This is a genomic window from Rothia amarae (assembly GCF_014705945.2).
GTDB classification, from domain to species: Bacteria; Actinomycetota; Actinomycetes; order Actinomycetales; family Micrococcaceae; genus Rothia; species Rothia amarae.
In genome coordinates this window covers 2,154,473-2,173,010 of sequence record NZ_CP061538.1, presented here as the reverse complement: position 1 = coordinate 2,173,010, position 18,538 = coordinate 2,154,473, and the positions used below count along the sequence as shown (strand labels likewise).

The window sequence follows — 18,538 nt, the reverse complement described above, 5'->3', positions numbered from 1 at the left end:
GGACTGCCTCCACACTGGTAAGAAAAATTGAGAAAAATGAAACCGAACTACAATTATATACTTAGGCTAGGCTAACCTATGTTTATGTATTCGTTCGAAAAGATTTCCTCAGCTTCAATGTCCCGCCGCACTCTAGGCGGAGCGTTCCTAGGTGGAGTTGCCTCCCTAGCTTTGACAGCGTGCGGTTCCTCCACCGATTCTGCCTCCTCTAACAATTCTTCTTCCACCGCGGAGAATACCCCGGCAGCTCCCGCCCCCTCTGCCCTTCCAGATGGCATGGGCACCACTGCGGCGTCGGGAGAATTCCCCCGCACCGTCAAGCACTTCCGGGGCGAAGCAAAGCTGGATAAAAAACCAGAGAAAATTGTGGTTATCGCAACTGGTCAGCTAGATGACGTCCTGGCTCTTGGCGTTGTACCTGTGGCGGCAACTACAGCAAAAGACGCCGACGTCGTGCCCCAATACCTTCGTGACGCCTACTCCAATCAGGTTAAAGAACTGGACGCCATCAAAACCGTAGGCAAGCGCACCGCTCCCGATACAGAGGCCATTGCAAATCTTCAACCTGATCTCATTTTGCTCAACAACACCCAAGATGATGAGTCCATTTATGAGTCCCTCTCTGCTATCGCCCCGATTGTGGTAACCGAGGGAACCGGTGTGAACTGGAAGCAGGATTTTCAGCTAGTAGCCGCTGCCATTGGCGATACCGACCGCGCTCAGCAGGCGATGGGTGACTATCAGAAAGCTGCTCAGGAGCTGGGGGATTCTGTGGAAGATTCCACTACTTTCTCCTTCTTGCGCCAGAGCGCAGATCGCATTCGTATCTGGGGTATTTCCTCTTTCGTGGGATCAATCTGTGAAGACGCTGGGTTGGCTCGCCCCGAAACCCAGCAGTTCGCTAAGACCTCGCAGGATATCAGCTCCGAACAGCTGGACCAGGCAAACGGCGACTGGCTTTTCTATGGCGTGCAGGGCGGTGACGCCTCCACTCTCACAGGTGAGGCACTGTGGGAAACCCTGGCGCCCGTTGCTGATAAGAAGGCAATTCAGGTAGATGATGAAATGTTCTACATCAACGCCGGAATCACCGCGGCGCGCGGAGTGGTTAATACCATCAAGGACGCCGTGAAGTAGAGCTCTAAGGCACGGTAAAAGTGGCGTTCTGAGGTGTAAAAATGCACCCCAGAACGCCACTTTGGCTTCGTCATCTATGCCTCTATCGGCAAGGCAGTGAAAGACTGGGACGCTTTCCACCAGGTTGTGGATGCACTCAAGACTATTTGCGAAGACCAGACTTTGATTCTGCAGACGGGCCGCCCCGTTGCCGTCTTGGACACTCACCCGGTAGCGCCCATGGTGATGTCTGCCGTCAACAACACAGTGGAAGTTTGGGCGAACGAAAACAAATTCTATGAACTTTTCAAAGAGGGCAAGACCATCTGGTGCGGGATCACTGCCGCTACGTGGCAGTACATTGGCCGCCTCCTGCGGGGTTTCTCAGCAGGAAGCGAATTGGGGGTCGGCGGCGTCTGGACTCGCTACTGGCTATCCTTCTGCTGATGTCTGCACAGGGAATCTTTCTGCTCTACAAGATTATGGAGGGGCTGCACCTAGGCGCTGGCTCTGCCAAAGTGTATGCCAAGGTTCGACGCGCGATACCGCTACTCGAAGAAGACCGCGCGCTCGTCGGAGATTTAGAAACGGTAACCTAGCTGGTCAGAAGCGGAAAAGTTGCCCAGGCGGTTGACCAGGCGATTGAGCTGGGACAATCAACTCGTTCGGGAATGTACTTCATATGAAGTTTGTTTCTTTATAAGTCGTCTTTCTTTTACTTCTCAGATTCACCCTTTACTCTTAGTGCAATACTGAACAGAACGTTAGGATCCCCGTGTCAGTTCTCAACAACGCGATTGAGTTTAAATCGGTTTTCAAAACGTACGGTGATAATACCGTCGTGGATAACCTAAATTTGAGTATTCCTGAGGGAAAAATTACTGTTTTCGTGGGTCCATCGGGCTGCGGTAAAACTACTTCTTTGCGCATGATTAACCGCATGGTCGAGTACACCAGTGGCACTATTTTGGTCAATGGTGAAGACAACACGGCGCGTCCTGCCCATGAGCTTCGCCGTTCTATGGGTTATGTTTTGCAGCAGGCGGGTTTGATGCCGCACCGCACGATCGTTGATAACATCTCCACGGTTCCCCGCCTGAATGGTGTTTCTGCACGTCAGGCGAAATCCCAGGCGTTGGAATTGCTGAATACCGTCGGTCTTGATGAGTCGTTCGCTAAGCGTTACCCCTCTCAGCTTTCGGGCGGTCAGGCGCAGCGTGTGGGTGTAGCGCGTGCGCTGGCATCTGAGTCGTCGATTCTGCTCATGGACGAGCCTTTCTCCGCCGTTGACCCCGTGGTGCGAGCCGATCTTCAGAAAGAGCTGTTGCGTTTGCAGAGTACGCTGGGTCGCACCATCATCTTCGTGACTCACGATATGGACGAAGCAATCCTGCTGGGGGATTACGTTGCTGTTTTTGCTCGTGGCGGCCGTATCGCCCAGTTCGGAACACCCGAAGAAATTCTGCGTGAACCTGCCGATGATTTCGTGGCGTCGTTCGTCGGGCGGGACCGCGGTATGCGTCGTCTGACCTTTGCATCTGGCGCAGACGTTCCTATTCACCCTCTGGACGCCCAACAAACCCCCTGGCAGCAGTGGCAACTCAACGTTGAAGACGGACGCCCGGCGGGTTGGCGCATTGACGACCGCGTCATCCCCGGAGGTTCGCTCTTCGTAGCGGGCGGAACCTTACGTGATGCCCTCGATTCGGTTCTCTCTTCACCCTCGGGCTGGGGCGTGGTTGTCAATGAACAAGGACAGGTTCTGGGGTTGTTGAAATCTGATGACGTTCTCGAAGCCACCGAACGAGAGCGCCTCAACCGTTACGGAGTCTCGGCGTGAATTGGCTCCAATCTAATCTTCAACATGTGGGGGAGTTGACTGCGCTACACCTGTTGCAGTCAATCATCCCGGTCATTATTGGCACTATTATTGCGGTTCCCATTGCCCGTTTTGCTATGGGACGCCGTAGAGACGGTCGTTCCACCGAGCGCACCACCAGCGCAGGCAAGCTACGCCGTGGTCTGGTTATTAACTCGGCGGCGCTGCTCTACACCATCCCTTCGCTAGCGCTCTTTGTGCTCATGCCGTTGGTGCTGGGTACCTCGATTACCTCGTTACTCAACGTCTACGTGGCGCTGACTCTCTACGTCATCGCTATGATGGTGCGCTCGGCGGTAGATGCTTTTGACTCGGTTTCTCCGGTGACTCTTGAGGCGGCAACCGCCATGGGGTACCGCACCACCCGCCGCTTCTGGGCAGTGGAGCTACCGCTCGCCGTCCCCGTCATGATTGCGGGTTTGCGAGTGGCACTGGTGTCTAACATCTCGATGGTCTCGGTAGGTGCTGTGATTGGTATCCAGTCGCTAGGTACCCTGTTTACCGATGGCCTTCGCCGCGACCTCCCTGCAGAAATTATCACCGGCATCGTGGCAACAGTGCTGCTGGCGCTGGTGCTTGACCGACTTCTTGCTCTACTGGGCTCTTTCCTCACCCGCTGGAGGACCGCATGAACATCTTTGACAAAACATGGGCATGGTTCACTGCCGACGGCGCGTGGACTGACTCCGGCGGTATCTTCCAGCGCTTGTTAGAACACCTGGGTTACTCCGGTCTGATTCTTTTCTTTGCCGCTTTGATTGCTATCCCCATTGGGCTCTGGGTAGGGCATACCGGAAAGGGCGAGAACATTGTGGTCGGCGTGACCGGCGCGCTGCGTGCTCTGCCCACCCTGGGTTTGCTCACCCTCTTTGCCCTCTGGATGGGATTGGGGCTTACCGCGCCGGTCATCGCACTGGTGATTCTCGCTATTTCTCCGCTCCTGGCGGGTGTTTACTCGGGTATCGCTGCGGTTGATCCTATTACCGTGGACGCTGCTCGTGCCCAGGGTATGACCGAGTGGCAAATTCTCACTCGCGTGGAACTGCCTCTCGCCGCACCTCTGATTTTTGGCGGTCTTCGTAACGCTACGCTGCAGGTTATCGCTACGGTCACCATCATGGCTTATATCAACCTCGGCGGTCTTGGCCGCTATCTCATTGATGGTCTTGCTGTGCGTGACTACCCCCGCATGGTTGCCGCCGTGGTGCTAGTAGCTGTGCTGGCGCTCGTCGTCGATGCTCTTCTTGCGCTCATTCAGCGCGCCCTGACTTCTCCTGGAACCCGATAGGAAAACCCATGACTGTGAATATAAATCGTCGCCACCTCTTGGGGTTGGCAGGTATTGGTGCTGGAACCCTTGCGCTTTCGGCGTGTGGGCTCTCAGGGGAGACAGCGTTTGGTTCTGGCTCAACCGGCGATACTGTGATCATTGGTTCGGCAGACTTTACGGAGTCTCAGATTATTGCGGAAATTTATGCGGCGGCATTGAACAAACGAGGGTTGACGGCAGAAACCCGCCCCGCCATTGGCGCACGTGAGGCGTATATTGGGGCGCTGCAGGAAGGTACAGTGGGGGTTGTGCCTGATTACAGCGGTAACTTGCTGCTCTACTTTGATGCGCAGACCAAGGCGCAGACTCCCGAAGAGATTATGAAAGCTCTTCCTTCCGCTCTTTCCGATCAGCTTTCGGTGCTTGATCCTTCTCCTGCGGAGAATAAGGACTCACTGGTTGTTACCTCTGAGGTTGCGCAGAAGTTTGGGCTGAAGTCTATTGCAGACCTCGCCGCGCATAGCTCTGAGATTACTCTTGGCGGCCCTCCTGAGTTCGCCGAGCGTTCCTACGGTTTGCCGGGGCTGAAAAAGAATTACGGTTTTGAGCCGGCTAAATTCTCGCCGATTAACGACGGCGGTGGCCCGCTGACCGTGCAGGCGCTCATCGACGATCAGGTGCAGACGGCAGATCTTTTCTCTACCGATCCTGCGATTGTGAAGAATAACTTTGTGGTGCTGGAGGATCCGAAGAATAACTTCTTGGCTCAGCAGGTTGTTCCCGTGGTGAATGCCAAGCAGGTTTCGGTGGCTGCTGCGGATGTGCTCAATGAGGTGTCTGCCCTGCTCAAAACCGAAGATCTCATTGCTTTGAATGACAGGGTGTCCGGGGAAGAAAAGGCTAACCCGACGACCGCGGCCAAGGATTGGGTGGACCAGAAGCTTACGTAGGAGGCTTCGCTGGTAAGGTTCTTCAAAAAATACACAGTTTCAGCATTAGTACAAGCGCGAGCATGTATTTTTACTGAAACTGTGTATTTTTCTATGGGGGGGCTTTGCTTCAGACCCTCAGATTTTGAAGAAAGCTCTTTCATTGAGCATCATCAGGTACCAGCGTCTGTGGATTAAGGAAAAACATCCTAGTTATCCACAGACATTCAATGGTGATGAATCCGGAGAATTTTTCCATCCTTCACACTATGGGTATGGCAGATTTATTTGAGATTCATTCCATGATTAACACTATTGAAGACCTTCACTGTTGGCACAACCTCACGCGTAGTAAAATAACCCGGATGCGTAGAGACGGCGAGCTTTTTAATATCCGCCGCGGTCTGTATATAAACGCCCAAAAATATCAGAGTCTTCCACCGTGGGGAAAATACGCCGCTCACCTGATTGCATATTCACGCACTGCTAAGAACCCTGTTTTCTCTCATCAGTCGGCGGCAGTTTTTCACTCGTTGGCTCTCATTACAGTTCCAACTAAAATCCATACTTATTGTCCAACGGATTCACGCGGTTCGAGCAAAGATGTCGTGAAGCATCCTTTTCTCACAGAACACACCTCTTTAGCGAATAATCTTTATGGATCTAATTCTCAGCTCACTTCGTTGCTGACTACCGTTATAGATTGCTGTACTCAGCTCTCTTTTGAAGAGGGCGTAGTTTTAGCTGATTCAGCATTGCGGGTACACAAAATACCGCAGGAAATACTGCGAGAAGCAATGCTTAACTATCGTGGAGTTCACCGTGAAAGAGTCCATGCAGTTGCCCGTGCGATGAGTGCGTGTGCGGAATCCGCTGGTGAATCGTTAACACGATTGATTCTGAATCAATTAAAGCTCTCTTACCAGGAACAGCATTGGTTCACCCATAATCAGCACAGGTACCGCACGGACTTTTTCGTTGAAGAGTTGAATCTCATTATCGAATTCGATGGCGATATCAAATACGAAGTGTTTGGACCTCGCGAAGCAATCATCGTAGGGGAGCGTTTGAGAGAGCGGGAATTGCTCAAATCTGGGTACCGTATCTTTCGGGTGGATTGGAACGACGTCTGGCGTAACCCATACCGTACGATGTATCAGATTCGCGACGTCGCGGAGAAAATTCGGCAGGAAAAAGAGCCAAAAAATACACAGCTCCAGTAAAAGTACAAGCGTGAGCATGTATTTTTGCTGAAACTGTGTATTTATTTGGCGCCGGCCGGAAACCTTACGCCACAGGCTCGCGGTTGCCCAGGCGTTTCTTCTCAACGGTGCGCTGCTTGTCTAGATCAGCGTCCTTGAATCCGAAGAAGTAAACCAGGGTGAAGGAAACTATCACAGTAGCGATAGATGCAATCCAGAAACCAGTCCAGGACTGATCGAAACCACCATCGGGGTTCACGAAGCTGAAGAAGCCAATGAGTGAACCGGTGAAGCCCCACATGTTCACGTGCATCAGGCCGGTAATGAAACCGCCTACAGCCGCACCTACAGAAGCCATCGCGAAAACGCGACCGTACTTGAGGTTGATGCCGTACATGGCGGGTTCGGTAATGCCGCAGAAACCAGCGATGGCAGCGGAACCGGAGAGGCCCTTCATCTGCTCGTTACGGGTCTTGGCGAATACTGCCAGAGCGCCTGCACCCTGAGCAACCATGGTTGCTGAGATGATGGCGTTCAGGTAGGAGTGGCCCTGCGATGCGATGTCGTTAGCAACAATTGGGATAACTGCCCAGTGCAGACCGAAGATGACCAGGCACTGGTAGAAAGCACCGATCACGAGACCGGAAATTGCAGGGGAGAGGTCGTAAACCCACTGAATGCCGCCTGCGATTCCGTTGGAAATCCACATGATGATGGGTCCAAGAACCACAAGAATCAGGGTGGAAACCACGAAAACTTCAATGAGCGGAACAAAGATCATACGTAGAACGGCGGGGATCCACTTCTTGAGAACCGGTTCAATCTTTGAGCACAACCAGGCCGCTACGATCATCGGGAAGATGGAGTAGGTGTAGGACGCCATGGGGAAAGGAATTCCGAAGAATTCTGCGTTGGTAGAGATACCCAGCAGCGAGCCTGTCGCTTCGCCCTTCGCCAGCTCGGCAATAGTGGGGTAAGCCAACACGCCACCGATGATGGAGACGATAATCGGGTCTGCTCCCAGACGACGCGCGGCGGTGAAGCCCACGAAGATGGGTAGGAAGTAGAAGACGGCGTCGCCCATGGCGTTGATGATGGTGAAGGTTTGGGATTCTGGGTTCACGAGTTCGTAGTGAGTCAGAATCGTCAAAAGACCCTTGAGCACACCGGATGCAGCCAAAAGACCGATCACGGGCATCATGGAACCGGTGATTACACCGATAAGCGAGGAGAAGCCCCACTTGAACCATCCGCCCACACCCGAGGGGCGTTCAGCCGGTTCTGTTGCAGACTCGGTTTCTCCGCCAGCCTTGCCTGCGCCAATCTGCTTGACGACGGCGTCGTATACGTCTTCAACGGCGGGGCCGATGACTACCTGGTACTGGCCGCCTGCGCGAGCTACGTCGATGACGCCGTCGAGGTTTGAGACAGCCTCGTCGTTCGCCTTGTCGTTGTCTTTGAGGTAGAAACGTACGCGGGTGATGCAGTGGATAACACTTTTGACGTTTTCCTTGCCACCGATGTTGTTGAGGATGTCCCAAGCGAGGGCATCGTAACCGGTGAGGTTTGCGGGGCGCTCTGCTACTGCGGGGTCGGCGGTGCCGCCAGCGGCGCCGGGTTCGATAGGTTCGGTGGCGTGTGCACCGGTCTCAGAGCGTGTTGCTGCACCTGCTGCTACTGATCCTGCCGCTGCACCGGTTGCTGCTGCGCCGGTAGCGTCTGCACCATTGGCGGTGTTCTGAGCTGCGGGAGCGTCCTTGACCTTCAACGTTACTTCTGCGGCAGCGTCGCCTGCAGATGCCGAACCGGTGTGGACGTCAATGTCCTCCACAAACTTCGGGGTATTGGTGATAGCAAGAATCGCGGTAATGCCCTTACCTGCCGCACGAACCTCGTCGAGGTTCATGCTGGCAATGCGCTGGCCTGCTTCAACGGTCTGACCCTTTTCGAGAAGCATCTCGAGAGGAGCGCCGTCGAGCTCAACGGTGTCTACACCGAGGTGGAGCAGAAATTCCAGGCCGCTTTCGGACTTGATGCCGACGGCGTGCTTAGTGCTCGCCACCATGGTGACCTTGCCCGATACGGGGGAGACCACGGTGTTATCGGTGGGGTTAACACCGAATCCCTTGCCGAGTTTTCCGCCGGCGAATACCGGATCGGGAATCTCGTTCATGGGAATAACCTCGCCCGTCATGGGGGCGAGGACGGATACAGTCTTAGCCATGACTGTGCCTCATTTCTGTTTTTCTTAGGGCAATACCGGTTCGTTTAAAACCCGTTGCGGTGGCATTTTGCCTATATGGGTTAGATCTTGATGGCTAGGGATTCGTACGGTCTGAGCGTGTAATCTTCCCTGAGCTGATGGGCTGGATAGTTTCCGATGAGAATGTACCCGTTGAGGAACTCGTTGGGGATCTCGATACTTGCTTCGTCCCCGTAGAAGTTGTTGAGCACGAGCAATTGCTCGTCTTGATACTTTCGAGTGTAAGCAAAAACAGCGTCGTGTTCCAGCGCATACGGCTCGTACTCGCCTTCGGAGATGAGCAGATTTTCTTTGCGGAGCTGAATCAGCTTTTTGTAGTAGGGAAGGATTTTTCCTTCTTTTTGTTCGTGCTCTACGTTGATGGTTTCGAAAGTAGTGGGGCGTAGCCAGGGTTCGCCGGTAGTAAAGCCTGCGTTTGCGCTGGAATCCCACTGCATGGGTGTGCGTGAGTTATCTCGGGCTTTGGATTTGACGATGTCGAATGCTTCAGTCTCGGTTTTGCCGTCGGCGATGAGGGAGACGTAGGCGTTGCGCGCCTCGACGTCGACATATTCCTCAATGTCTATATATTGGGGGTCGACCATTCCAATTTCTTCGCCCTGGTAAATGTAGGGCGTACCGCGCAACAGGTGAATGACGGTTGCCAGCATGGTTGCCGATTCGACGTGAAAGTTCACGGGATCGGCAAAACGATTGATGGCACGTGGCTGGTCATGGTTGTTCCAGAACAGCGCGTTCCAACCATTTCCTGCTTGCATACCTACTGCCCAGTCATTGAGCAGGCTCTTTAGTACATGGAAGTCGAAAGGTGCCTTGGTCCACTTGTGACCGTCTTGGTAATCCACTTTGAGGTGGTGAAAGTTGAAAACCATATCCAACTCTTCGCTCTCGGGGTTCGAATAGCGGATGGAGTTTTCGATGGTGGTGGCAGACATTTCACCGACGGTGAGCACGCCGTCGTAGTTACCGAAGGTTGCCCGGTTCATTTCGTGAATCCAGGGGTGGACGCGCGGGGTGTCGGTGTAGAGCAGCTTGTCGATCATGCCGGGTGCGGCGTCTTCGAGGAATTCGCTTTTGCCGATGACGTTCAGTACGTCAAAGCGCAGACCGCGCACGCCTTTTTCCAGCCAGAAGTTCGCTACTTTGTAGAGTTCTTGGCGCAGGTCGGCATTGTGCCAGTTCAAATCTGCCTGTGTTTTGTCGTAGAGGCAGAGGAAGTATTTGCCGGTGTCACCAAAGGGTGCCCAGGCTTCGCCACCGAATTTGGATTCCCAGTTGGTGGGGAAAGAGCCGTCTGGCTTAGGTTCGCGGATGTAGAAATAGTCCTGGTACTTTTCTTCACCGGCGAGTGCCCGCTGGAACCACTCGTGTTCGGTGGAGATGTGGTTGAAGACCATATCGAACATGACTCCGATACCGTGATCTTTGAGGGTCGAAATCAACTCTTCAGTGTCTTCCATCGTGCCCAAATCTGGGTTGATGGCGTAATAGTCGGATACATCGTAGCCGTTATCGCGCTGGGGGGAGGCAAAGAAGGGGTTGAACCAAACCATGTCTACGCCGAGGGAAGCGATGTAAGGAATCTTTTCGATGATGCCTCGAAGATCCCCCAGCCCGTCTCCGTTGGAGTCGTAGAACGATTTGGGGTAGACCTGGTAAATTACCTGGTCACGGAAAGTCATAAAGATCCTTTGTAGGGTTGTTGAGTTTTTACTTTTAAAAGGAGAAGTTACAGGCCGGAGAGGTCTGCAACTCGTCTCACCGTGCGAATCCGGTGAGCTGCGCGGCGCCTAGCGGCGTCGTGCGAAATCTTGGTAGATAAATTTATCTGCGCGGTGGCGGGATTCGGTGAAGAGGAAGGCTGTGGTGTCTTCCAAGCTGGTCACCGAGGTGGTGACTGCAACGTATTCACCTTTGGCAAGATGCATGAGCTTGCGGTCGCTTTCCTGAGCTGGTTCTACTTTGATTTGCTTAGAAGAGTAAGCAATGGAAAGCCCGAGGGTGTTTTCGAAGTATTCGAAGAGTGAGGTCTCGGCGGCTTCTTGCGGAATAGACGGAACTACTGATTTGAGAATGTAGTCCCGGTCAATAATTGCTGGTTCGTTGTCGAAGAAACGCAAACGGGTAACCGCGATGGTTTCTTCGGACTGAAGATCCTTCGCTAAGGATTTGAAAGAGGCTAAGGGAAGCAAAGTTTCCGAAAAATCAATGAGTTCGCTACGGGTTGATGCGCCTACTGCATGAGCAAACTCTTTGTAGCTCACCAAAGAGGAGACGGGCAGAGCGTACTGGGAGTGGCTGATTACCACGGAGCCTTTACCCATAATTTTTTGAATGTATCCGCGGTCAGTCAGGAGCGCTAGCGCCTTACGAGCGGTTTCACGCGAAACGGAGTAGTTTTCGGTGAGTTGTTTTTCGCTGGGAAGGAGCGAACCTACGGGGTAGGTGCCATCGTCGATTTTGGAGGAGAGGTCTTGATAGACGCGTTCGTATTTGCCCACTGTGTTCCTTGTGTTGTTGTAGGCCGTCAATGAAAAGTAGACATGCCCGTACAGGTTAATCATAAGGGTGTACGGACAGGTTTTCTACGGGAGATGATTCTTTATACAACGAAGAAAAGCGCCTGACGTCGCAAGAAGCTGAGTCAGGCGCTTTAATCTGTCCCCTTAACTGGGATTTTTAAATTAGAACAGACGCTCGGACGCGATTTTAGCGCCCTCACCGAGTGAGCGTAGCTTTGCCCAGGCAATATCAGGGTGAATACGCCCACCCAAACCGCAGTCGGTAGAAGCAATCACATTTTCTTTACCCACTACCGAGGCGAACTGCTCAATGCGCTGGGCAACGAGTTCGGGGTGCTCGACGACGTTGGTGGAGTGCGAAACCACGCCGGGTAGGATAACTTTGCCGGCAGGGAGTTCAATCTTTTCCCATTCTTTCCACTCGTGGGCATGGCGGGCGTTGGCCGCCTCAAACGAATATGCCGAAGCGTTGATAGATAGCAGGGTCTTTGCCAGGTGCTTGAATTCGAGATCTGTGGTGTGGGGGCCGTGCCACGAACCCCAGCACAGGTGGAAGCGGATTTTGTCCTGGGGCAAATCTTCCAGCGCATAGTTAAGGGCGTCCACGGAGGTCTGAATAAAGTTCAGGTAGTCGCTGACGGACGGCTCGGGATTGATCTGGTCCCAGCCTTCGGCGATGGAGGGGTCATCAATTTGAACGGTTAGACCGGCGTCGATAATCGCCTTGTATTCTTCTTTCAAGACATCCGCCCAAGCGAAGATAAATTCTTTGTCGCTGGCGTAGTGCTTATTTCCTACGCGTGCGGCGGACCCGGGAGAAAGCGCTGCCACGAATCCCTCCTGCGCACCCACTGCCTGAATGGCTGTATTGAGGTTGGCGGTGTCGGAGGCAACGGCATCCTGCCCAACATAAGAAATCGCTGAGGTTGCTACAGGGAACGACCGATCTGGGTCGTTTCCGAGATCTAATTCAGTGGCATAAAAATCGTGGAATTTAGTCCAGTCCCGACGATCGCCAAAAGTGGTGTATTTCAGATTGCCGGGGGTGGAACGGAAAACTTCATTGACCGGATTACCTTCTTCAATGAGTTCGAGTCCTCCTGTGCGGGCAAACGAATAGTGCCACCATGCACCGTAATCAACGGCTTGGGCCATCGCGTGCCCGTACTCACCGTCGTTGACGATGTCGATGCCGACCTCTACCTGCTGGGTCACAACGTTCTGCACTTCTTCCGCCAGAATTTTCTGAAAATCAATCTCGGCAAGTGTTCCTTCTTGCCGTTGGCGATTGGCTTTCTGCAGGCGTTCGCTGCGGGGGAGTGAGCCCACGTGAGTGGTCTGAATACAGGTAGTGTTTTCTGCCATGGAATCTCCTTGAAGTAAATACATTGGGTTAAAGGCTTCTCTCCAGCAAACCGCTTCGACCTATGTTCTTCCAAGCTATTCCAGGTTTTTCACCGCATATTTCTGTGTTTCAGCACTATGACAATTTGAGTCGATACGAAGTAGAAATATTGCTTAAGAAGAAATATTTGAACATGTGAAGGAACGTAAATATGATGCCGCCCGGCAGATTTGTTCTTCCCAACATCACAAAAAAATTATTCAGTGACAGCGAAAAATAGAACGGTTGCGTAACAAAAACTGATGTAACGTTTCCCCTCGTACAACTTCGTTGAGCATGGTGAATCAGTCCAAGGCGCTTGATGGTTTGAAATGTGCCTCGGTCGCCCATACCTCAAGATGCTCGTCTCCTGACGGGAGAATATCTTTGGTTCTTTTCTGTTTTATCCATGATTCTCATATTTTCTTACACAGGGGGGCTCCGAGTGGTTGAGAAAACTAATCACGTGCCTAAAGGCACGCATGATCCGAGCGTTTTTCAAGAAGAACAAACCGGATTTCACAAGGGTCTAGGCTCTCGCCAGATTCAGATGATTGCTATTGGCGGTTCTATAGGTACTGGTTTATTCTTGGGCGCTGGCGGGCGTCTTGAAAAAGCAGGTCCAGCCCTTGCCTTGGATTACTTGCTGTGTGGCATCATCGCCTACCTCATACTTCGTGCGATGGGTGAGCTGGTCGTCCACCGTCCATCCTCTGGCTCTTTCGTCTCGTATGCCCGTGAGTTCTACGGTGAAAAAGCAGCTTACGTTTCGGGTTGGTTTTACTGGATTAACTGGGCAATGACGTCGATTGTTGACTCCACTGCTATCGCGATTTACGTGAAGTGGTTTGGTCAGTACAGCGAATTTATTGCGGGTATTCCCCAGTGGCTGATTGCGTTTATCGTGATTTTCCTGGTGGTGTCCCTGAACTTGATTTCGGTGAAGGTGTTCGGTGAACTTGAATTCTGGTTCGCTTTGGTGAAGGTCACCGCACTGGTTATCTTCTTGCTGGTGGGTTGTTACTTCGTTATTTTTGGTACTCCTACAGGATCAGAAACCGGCTTCCATCTCATTGCCAATAATGGTGGTTTCTTCCCCAACGGTATTGTTCCAGCTCTTGTTATTATGCAGGGTGTTGTCTTTGCCTACGCAGCTATTGAATTGGTCGGCACTACTGCCGGCGAAACCCAGGATGCTCGTAAGGTAATTCCTAAGGCGATTAACACGGTAATTTTCCGTGTCGCTATCTTCTATGTTGGTTCGGTTCTTCTGTTGACCCTTCTGTTGCCTTACACTGCTTACTCTGCTGATGAGTCACCTTTCGTGACCTTCTTCTCTCATATTGGGGTGGACTATGCAGCTCCCATCATGGAACTGGTTGTTATTACCGCTGCGCTGTCTTCTTTGAACGCCGGCTTGTACTCCACTGGTCGTATCCTGCATTCCATGTCCGTAGCTGGCTCGGCTCCTCGATTCGCTCAGCGCGTGTCCACCAATGGTGTTCCTTACGGGGGTATTCTGCTGACTGCTTGTGTAGCTTTTCTCGGGGTCGTTCTAAACTACTTTGTTCCCAAGGAAGCTTTTGAAATCGTGTTGAACATTGCTTCGCTGGGTATCATTTCTAGCTGGGCAACTATTGTGCTTTCGCACATGAAGTTTGTTTCGCTCAGCAAACAGGGCGTTTACACCCGACCTGCTTACCGAATGCCTGGTGCACCTTTTACAGACTGGATTGTTCTAGTGTTCCTTGCAGGCGTATTGGTGCTGATTGGTTTCGATTACCCCGTAGGTACTTTTACTTTGGGCTCACTCATTATCGTGATTCCTTTGCTGGTGATTGGATGGTTCGTCGTGCGTAAGAACGTTCTTGCTATTGCGGCTGAACGCCAGGGTTACACAGGTATTAGCCCCATCATTGCTGACCGTCCTGCAACTGCTGCCTATAAGGACAATAAGGGCGGCAGCGTCCGTCAGAATCACACTGAAAAGTAAATCTTTTCTGATTCTTTAGAGACTAAATAGACGACACTCGGGCACTGCCCGAGCGTCGTCTATTTACATTCTAGGAATTAGAAAAAGGGTGAGACAGTGTGAAAATCTGTTCATATCGTGGAACCGCTCACCTGAATATGGGGACGCTCGTTGCAAAAGCGTAAACTGACTTGAAAAGTCGCCTACTAGGAGGAACTCATGCCTGAACTGCGTTCACGCACATCTACTCACGGTCGAAATATGGCAGGAGCTCGTGCGCTGTGGCGGGCCACAGGTATGGGGGACGACGATTTTGGTAAGCCGATTATCGCTGTGGCTAACTCGTTCACTCAATTTGTGCCCGGCCATGTCCACTTGAAAGATATGGGTCAGCTGGTGAGTCAGGCGATTGCAGACGCCGGCGGTGTAGCTAAGGAATTCAATACGATTGCGGTCGATGATGGCATCGCAATGGGGCATGATGGAATGCTCTATTCCTTGCCTTCTCGTGACCTCATTGCAGATTCAGTGGAGTATATGGTCAACGCTCACCGGGCTGATGCTCTGGTGTGTATCTCTAACTGCGACAAAATTACCCCCGGTATGTTGCTGGCGGCTATGCGGTTGAACATTCCTACTATCTTCGTATCCGGCGGACCTATGGAATCTGGTGAAGGTATTGAGGGTGTCGTTGAGCATCGCCTAGATCTGGTGGATGCTATGGCAATGGCTGTGGATGAATCGGTCTCTGATGCCCAGCTAGCTCAAATTGAGAAGAATGCTTGCCCCACCTGTGGATCCTGCTCTGGCATGTTTACCGCTAATTCCATGAACTGCCTCAATGAAGCCATTGGTTTAGCTCTGCCGGGTAACGGAACCACGCTGGCAACTCAGATTGCTCGTAAAGCCCTCTTCGAAAATGCTGGTCGTACCATTGTTGAGCTGGCAAACCGCTATTACAAGAATGACGACGATTCGGTGTTGCCCCGATCCATCGCCACTAAAGAAGCCTTCGAAAACGCAATGGCTTTAGACGTTGCCATGGGTGGTTCCACCAATACCGTTTTGCATATTCTGGCAATTGCTAACGAAGCAGAGTGCGACTTCACGCTGGAAGATATTGATGCTGTTTCCCGTCGCGTTCCTTGCCTTGCTAAGGTCGCTCCCAACTCCACCAAATACCACATTGAGCACGTCCACCGCGCAGGCGGTATCCCTGCGCTGCTTGGTGAGTTGGACCGTGCCGGTTTGCTGAATAAGAACGTCCATTCAGTGCACTCAAATTCGCTCGAAGAATGGTTGAATACCTGGGACATTCGTTCAGAAAATCCCAGTGCAGAAGCGCAAGAACTCTTCTTAGCAGCACCCGGCGGGGTACGTACCACCCAGGCGTTCTCTACCGCCAATAAATACGAGTCATTAGAGAAGGACGCCGAAAACGGTTGCATCCGCTCTGTTAAGCACGCCTACACTGCCGATGGCGGTCTGGCGGTTTTGCGTGGAAACATTGCTGAAGATGGAGCAATCATCAAATCTGCTGGCATCGACCCTGAGCTGTTCCACTTCAAGGGCAAGGCATTTGTGGTGGAATCTCAAGATGAAGCCGTGTTCGAGATTCTGTCGAAGAATGTGAAAGAGGGCGACGTCGTCGTCATCCAGTACGAAGGTCCCAAGGGGGGGCCGGGCATGCAGGAGATGCTCTACCCCACTTCGTACCTAAAAGGTCTGGGTCTTGGTAAAACCTGCGCACTGATTACCGATGGGCGTTTTTCGGGCGGAACCTCGGGTATCTCGATTGGGCACATTTCCCCCGAGGCGGCATCTGGCGGTGCCATTGGGCTGGTACAGACCGGTGACGAAATCGAGATCGATGTAACCCATCGAATCCTGCGCGTCAATGTATCCGATGAAGAGTTGCAGTCCCGCCGTGAAGCCAAGGGTCCGCTGCCGTGGAAGCCCACTAAGCCCCGGGAACGTGAAGTCTCGAAAGCGCTGAAGGCGTACGCGATGATGGCATCTTCGGCGGACAAAGGCGGCGTGCGAGTGCTACCCGAAGAGTATCGCTAGGAGAACCCTTATGGCTGAAGAACTTTTCTGGCCGCTGCCCGTTGCCGAGCTGACCGACGGCGTTGTCACTCTGCGCCCTTTTCGCGCTGAGGATGTAGACGATATTTTTGCCAGCTCTACCGACTCCCGCATGCGCCAGTTCACGCAGGTCCCGCTGGAGTACACTCGCGACATGGCAGAAAGCTACGCCCAAAAGCCAGAAGACCTCACGCGCTGGGCAATAACGGGTGAGGAGTTCGACGGTCGCTATTGCGGTTCTATTGAGCTTCGCCTGATTGACGAGGATATCCCTGCGGTGTCGGTGGGGTATAACACTTCCCCGTGGGCTCGCGGTAAAGGACTGCAGACGCGCGCTTTGAAGCTGGCAATGCAATACGCCTTTGATCAGGGTGTCCATCGAGTTGAGGTCAAAGCTGCTGTGGCTAACCCGGCATCGCGCCATGTTGCTGAATCGGCCGGATGCACTTTTGAGGGTGTCGCACGAGCAGGCGAAAACCTGCGGGGAGAACTGCGCGATATGGCAGTCTACGCGCGTCTTGCAACTGACTAAATAGAAGTAACTTATGGTCTGAGTCCGGGGAATATCTAGAGGAGAACCATGCGAATCTACGATCCTTATGCGAAATGCGGAGTCATTCTGGCGGGGTGGTTTATCGGGGGACTCATCCTGAATATGCTTCTCTCTACTCTGTTCCCTGATGGGGCAGAAGATATCTCCGAATTTATTTATGTAACCGTGGTTGCGGTTTGTATCTACGGTCTCACACGCATATTCCGCGCGGAGGGTGAAACTCCTGCACCGCGACCTTGGTGGCAGATGACTGGACGTCCCACGGCGGCGTTTATCCTGGCTCTATATTTCTTAGCGGGATTCTTAGTTCCGGCCGCGGTCTTCATTGGGTTGCTTTTGACGGGCAGCTTGTTGAACTCCCTCCTCAGCAACTTTAACGGTTGGAATCTTGCCAAAGCGGTTATCTATATAGCTCTTGGCGCGCTGTACTACTTCACCTGGTGGAAGCTGCGGAAGAACAATCCGCGCGTCGAGACTCATTCATAAGTAGCCCGATAGCCCAGCATAGAAACTAAAAACACACGGTCTTCCCACAACCACAGTTAAAAAGCTGTGTCAGCGGGAAGACTGTGTGTTTTCAACGTCGGTGGCTCGTCGTCGAACCGATAAGCTCTACCTAGAATTCGTAGGTGCGTACCTCAAGAGGCTCAGAGAGGTACTTCTCCCACTCACTCATTGCTTCTTTGAAATGAACTGAGTTGGAGTGTGCATCGAGTGCTTCTTGACTTTCCCAGCGCTCTAAAAAGGCGTACTCGCCTTCGCTCCCTTCTTCGACGATGGCGCCGAAGTCGTAGCTAAGGCACCCGGCATCCTGCGCGCGGGTTGTGTCGACTAGTTGCTGCGCGGATTTTTCGAACGCTTCAACGGCTTCAGAGTTGACGGAGGCTTTAGCAATAACGCCGATCATGAGTGACTCCTAAATCTCAAAAATGCTGATTTGCATAGGTTCTGCCAGATGTTCCTGGCAGGTTTCGTCGGCCTCTTTATAATGCTCGGTTTCCATGTGTGCTTCGAGTGCTTCGATGGATTCCCAGCGTTCTAAGAATGCGAATTCGTTCTCCGAGCCTTCACCCTTCATAGGGCCAAAGTTGTAGCTGATGACGCCGTCTTCAGAGAGGGATTTTTGGTGGAGTTTTCGAGAGAGTTCTTCGAACGGCCCACTGTGCCCAGGCTTGACGGTTGCTCGCGCAAATACGCCTATCACGGTGCTCCTTGATGGTTAGAAAATATATCGAGTTCACGCTATCACTGGAGGGTTTAGCAGAGCGAGAAATATATCAAAGGGCGAGAGATGTATCAAAGGGTGGGCAGTGGCGTGTTTGTGGGGCAGGTGGTAATCCTCTGAGAGGGGAAGAATGTCGTC

The 18,538-nt window shown here is 52.6% G+C and carries 18 protein-coding genes; 12 read left to right on the top strand and 6 right to left on the bottom strand.

The window, feature by feature from the left end; all coding sequences use genetic code 11:
* Positions 1-117: 117 nt before the first annotated feature.
* From IDM48_RS10170 to IDM48_RS10135, 8 genes are all read left to right on the top strand, one after another.
* Positions 118-1,137: an ABC transporter substrate-binding protein gene (locus IDM48_RS10170; protein ID WP_068170950.1), complete on the top strand. Its 1,020-nt coding sequence runs from the start codon at positions 118-120 to the stop codon at positions 1,135-1,137.
* A 96-nt stretch (positions 1,138-1,233) separates the two neighbouring features.
* Positions 1,234-1,563 carry a hypothetical protein gene (locus tag IDM48_RS10165; protein ID WP_202939876.1) on the top strand — a complete coding sequence of 110 codons (330 nt, stop codon included), beginning with the start codon at positions 1,234-1,236 and terminating at the stop codon, positions 1,561-1,563.
* Positions 1,563-1,715 carry a hypothetical protein gene (locus tag IDM48_RS10160; protein ID WP_190617264.1) on the top strand — a complete coding sequence of 51 codons (153 nt, stop codon included), beginning with the start codon at positions 1,563-1,565 and terminating at the stop codon, positions 1,713-1,715. Before IDM48_RS10165 ends, IDM48_RS10160 begins: the two co-directional genes overlap by 1 nt.
* Positions 1,716-1,891: 176 nt before the next feature.
* Positions 1,892-2,956, top strand: coding sequence for an ABC transporter ATP-binding protein (locus IDM48_RS10155; RefSeq protein WP_238397974.1), 1,065 nt, complete (start codon positions 1,892-1,894; stop codon positions 2,954-2,956).
* Positions 2,953-3,627: an ABC transporter permease gene (locus IDM48_RS10150; protein WP_190617262.1), complete on the top strand. Its 675-nt coding sequence runs from the start codon at positions 2,953-2,955 to the stop codon at positions 3,625-3,627. The genes IDM48_RS10155 and IDM48_RS10150 overlap by 4 nt, the downstream gene beginning before the upstream one ends.
* The gene (locus tag IDM48_RS10145) at positions 3,624-4,283 is read left to right on the top strand and encodes an ABC transporter permease (RefSeq protein ID WP_068170820.1); all 660 of its coding nucleotides are present in this window, start codon (positions 3,624-3,626) and stop codon (positions 4,281-4,283) included. The genes IDM48_RS10150 and IDM48_RS10145 overlap by 4 nt, the downstream gene beginning before the upstream one ends.
* 8 nt (positions 4,284-4,291) lie before the next feature.
* On the top strand, positions 4,292-5,215 hold the full coding sequence (locus IDM48_RS10140) for an ABC transporter substrate-binding protein (protein WP_190617260.1): 924 nt from the start codon (positions 4,292-4,294) through the stop codon (positions 5,213-5,215).
* Positions 5,216-5,469: 254 nt separating this feature from the next.
* Positions 5,470-6,417, top strand: a complete 948-nt coding sequence (locus tag IDM48_RS10135; RefSeq protein ID WP_186303185.1) for a hypothetical protein — start codon at positions 5,470-5,472, stop codon at positions 6,415-6,417.
* Between the two features lie 64 nt (positions 6,418-6,481).
* Here IDM48_RS10135 and IDM48_RS10130 read toward each other — a convergent pair whose 3' ends face one another.
* From IDM48_RS10130 to IDM48_RS10115, 4 genes are all read right to left on the bottom strand, one after another.
* The gene (locus IDM48_RS10130; RefSeq protein WP_190617257.1) at positions 6,482-8,620 is read right to left on the bottom strand and encodes a PTS sugar transporter subunit IIABC; all 2,139 of its coding nucleotides are present in this window, start codon (positions 8,618-8,620) and stop codon (positions 6,482-6,484) included.
* Positions 8,621-8,700: 80 nt separating this feature from the next.
* Positions 8,701-10,341 carry an alpha,alpha-phosphotrehalase gene (gene treC / locus IDM48_RS10125; protein ID WP_190617256.1) on the bottom strand — a complete coding sequence of 547 codons (1,641 nt, stop codon included), beginning with the start codon at positions 10,339-10,341 and terminating at the stop codon, positions 8,701-8,703.
* Between the two features lie 108 nt (positions 10,342-10,449).
* The gene (gene treR, locus IDM48_RS10120; protein WP_202939875.1) at positions 10,450-11,160 is read right to left on the bottom strand and encodes a trehalose operon repressor; all 711 of its coding nucleotides are present in this window, start codon (positions 11,158-11,160) and stop codon (positions 10,450-10,452) included.
* A 183-nt stretch (positions 11,161-11,343) separates the two neighbouring features.
* The gene (locus IDM48_RS10115; RefSeq protein ID WP_190617254.1) at positions 11,344-12,546 is read right to left on the bottom strand and encodes a cobalamin-independent methionine synthase II family protein; all 1,203 of its coding nucleotides are present in this window, start codon (positions 12,544-12,546) and stop codon (positions 11,344-11,346) included.
* Between the two features lie 464 nt (positions 12,547-13,010).
* Here IDM48_RS10115 and IDM48_RS10110 point away from each other — a divergent pair, with 464 nt between their 5' ends.
* From IDM48_RS10110 to IDM48_RS10095, 4 genes are all read left to right on the top strand, one after another.
* Complete coding sequence (locus IDM48_RS10110) at positions 13,011-14,558, top strand: amino acid permease (protein ID WP_420803874.1); 1,548 nt, start codon at positions 13,011-13,013, stop codon at positions 14,556-14,558.
* A gap of 198 nt (positions 14,559-14,756) precedes the next feature.
* Positions 14,757-16,604 carry a dihydroxy-acid dehydratase gene (gene ilvD / locus IDM48_RS10105; protein WP_190617253.1) on the top strand — a complete coding sequence of 616 codons (1,848 nt, stop codon included), beginning with the start codon at positions 14,757-14,759 and terminating at the stop codon, positions 16,602-16,604.
* Between the two features lie 10 nt (positions 16,605-16,614).
* Complete coding sequence (locus tag IDM48_RS10100; RefSeq protein ID WP_190617252.1) at positions 16,615-17,154, top strand: GNAT family N-acetyltransferase; 540 nt, start codon at positions 16,615-16,617, stop codon at positions 17,152-17,154.
* Positions 17,155-17,202: 48 nt separating this feature from the next.
* A complete protein-coding gene (locus tag IDM48_RS10095; protein WP_190617251.1) occupies positions 17,203-17,661 on the top strand; it encodes a hypothetical protein in 459 nt (152 codons plus the stop codon).
* Positions 17,662-17,791: 130 nt separating this feature from the next.
* Here IDM48_RS10095 and IDM48_RS10090 read toward each other — a convergent pair whose 3' ends face one another.
* A complete protein-coding gene (locus IDM48_RS10090; protein WP_190617250.1) occupies positions 17,792-18,082 on the bottom strand; it encodes a putative quinol monooxygenase in 291 nt (96 codons plus the stop codon).
* 9 nt (positions 18,083-18,091) lie between these two features.
* Positions 18,092-18,379, bottom strand: a complete 288-nt coding sequence (locus IDM48_RS10085) for a putative quinol monooxygenase (RefSeq protein WP_068172611.1) — start codon at positions 18,377-18,379, stop codon at positions 18,092-18,094.
* Between the last annotated feature and the right edge of the window lie 159 nt (positions 18,380-18,538).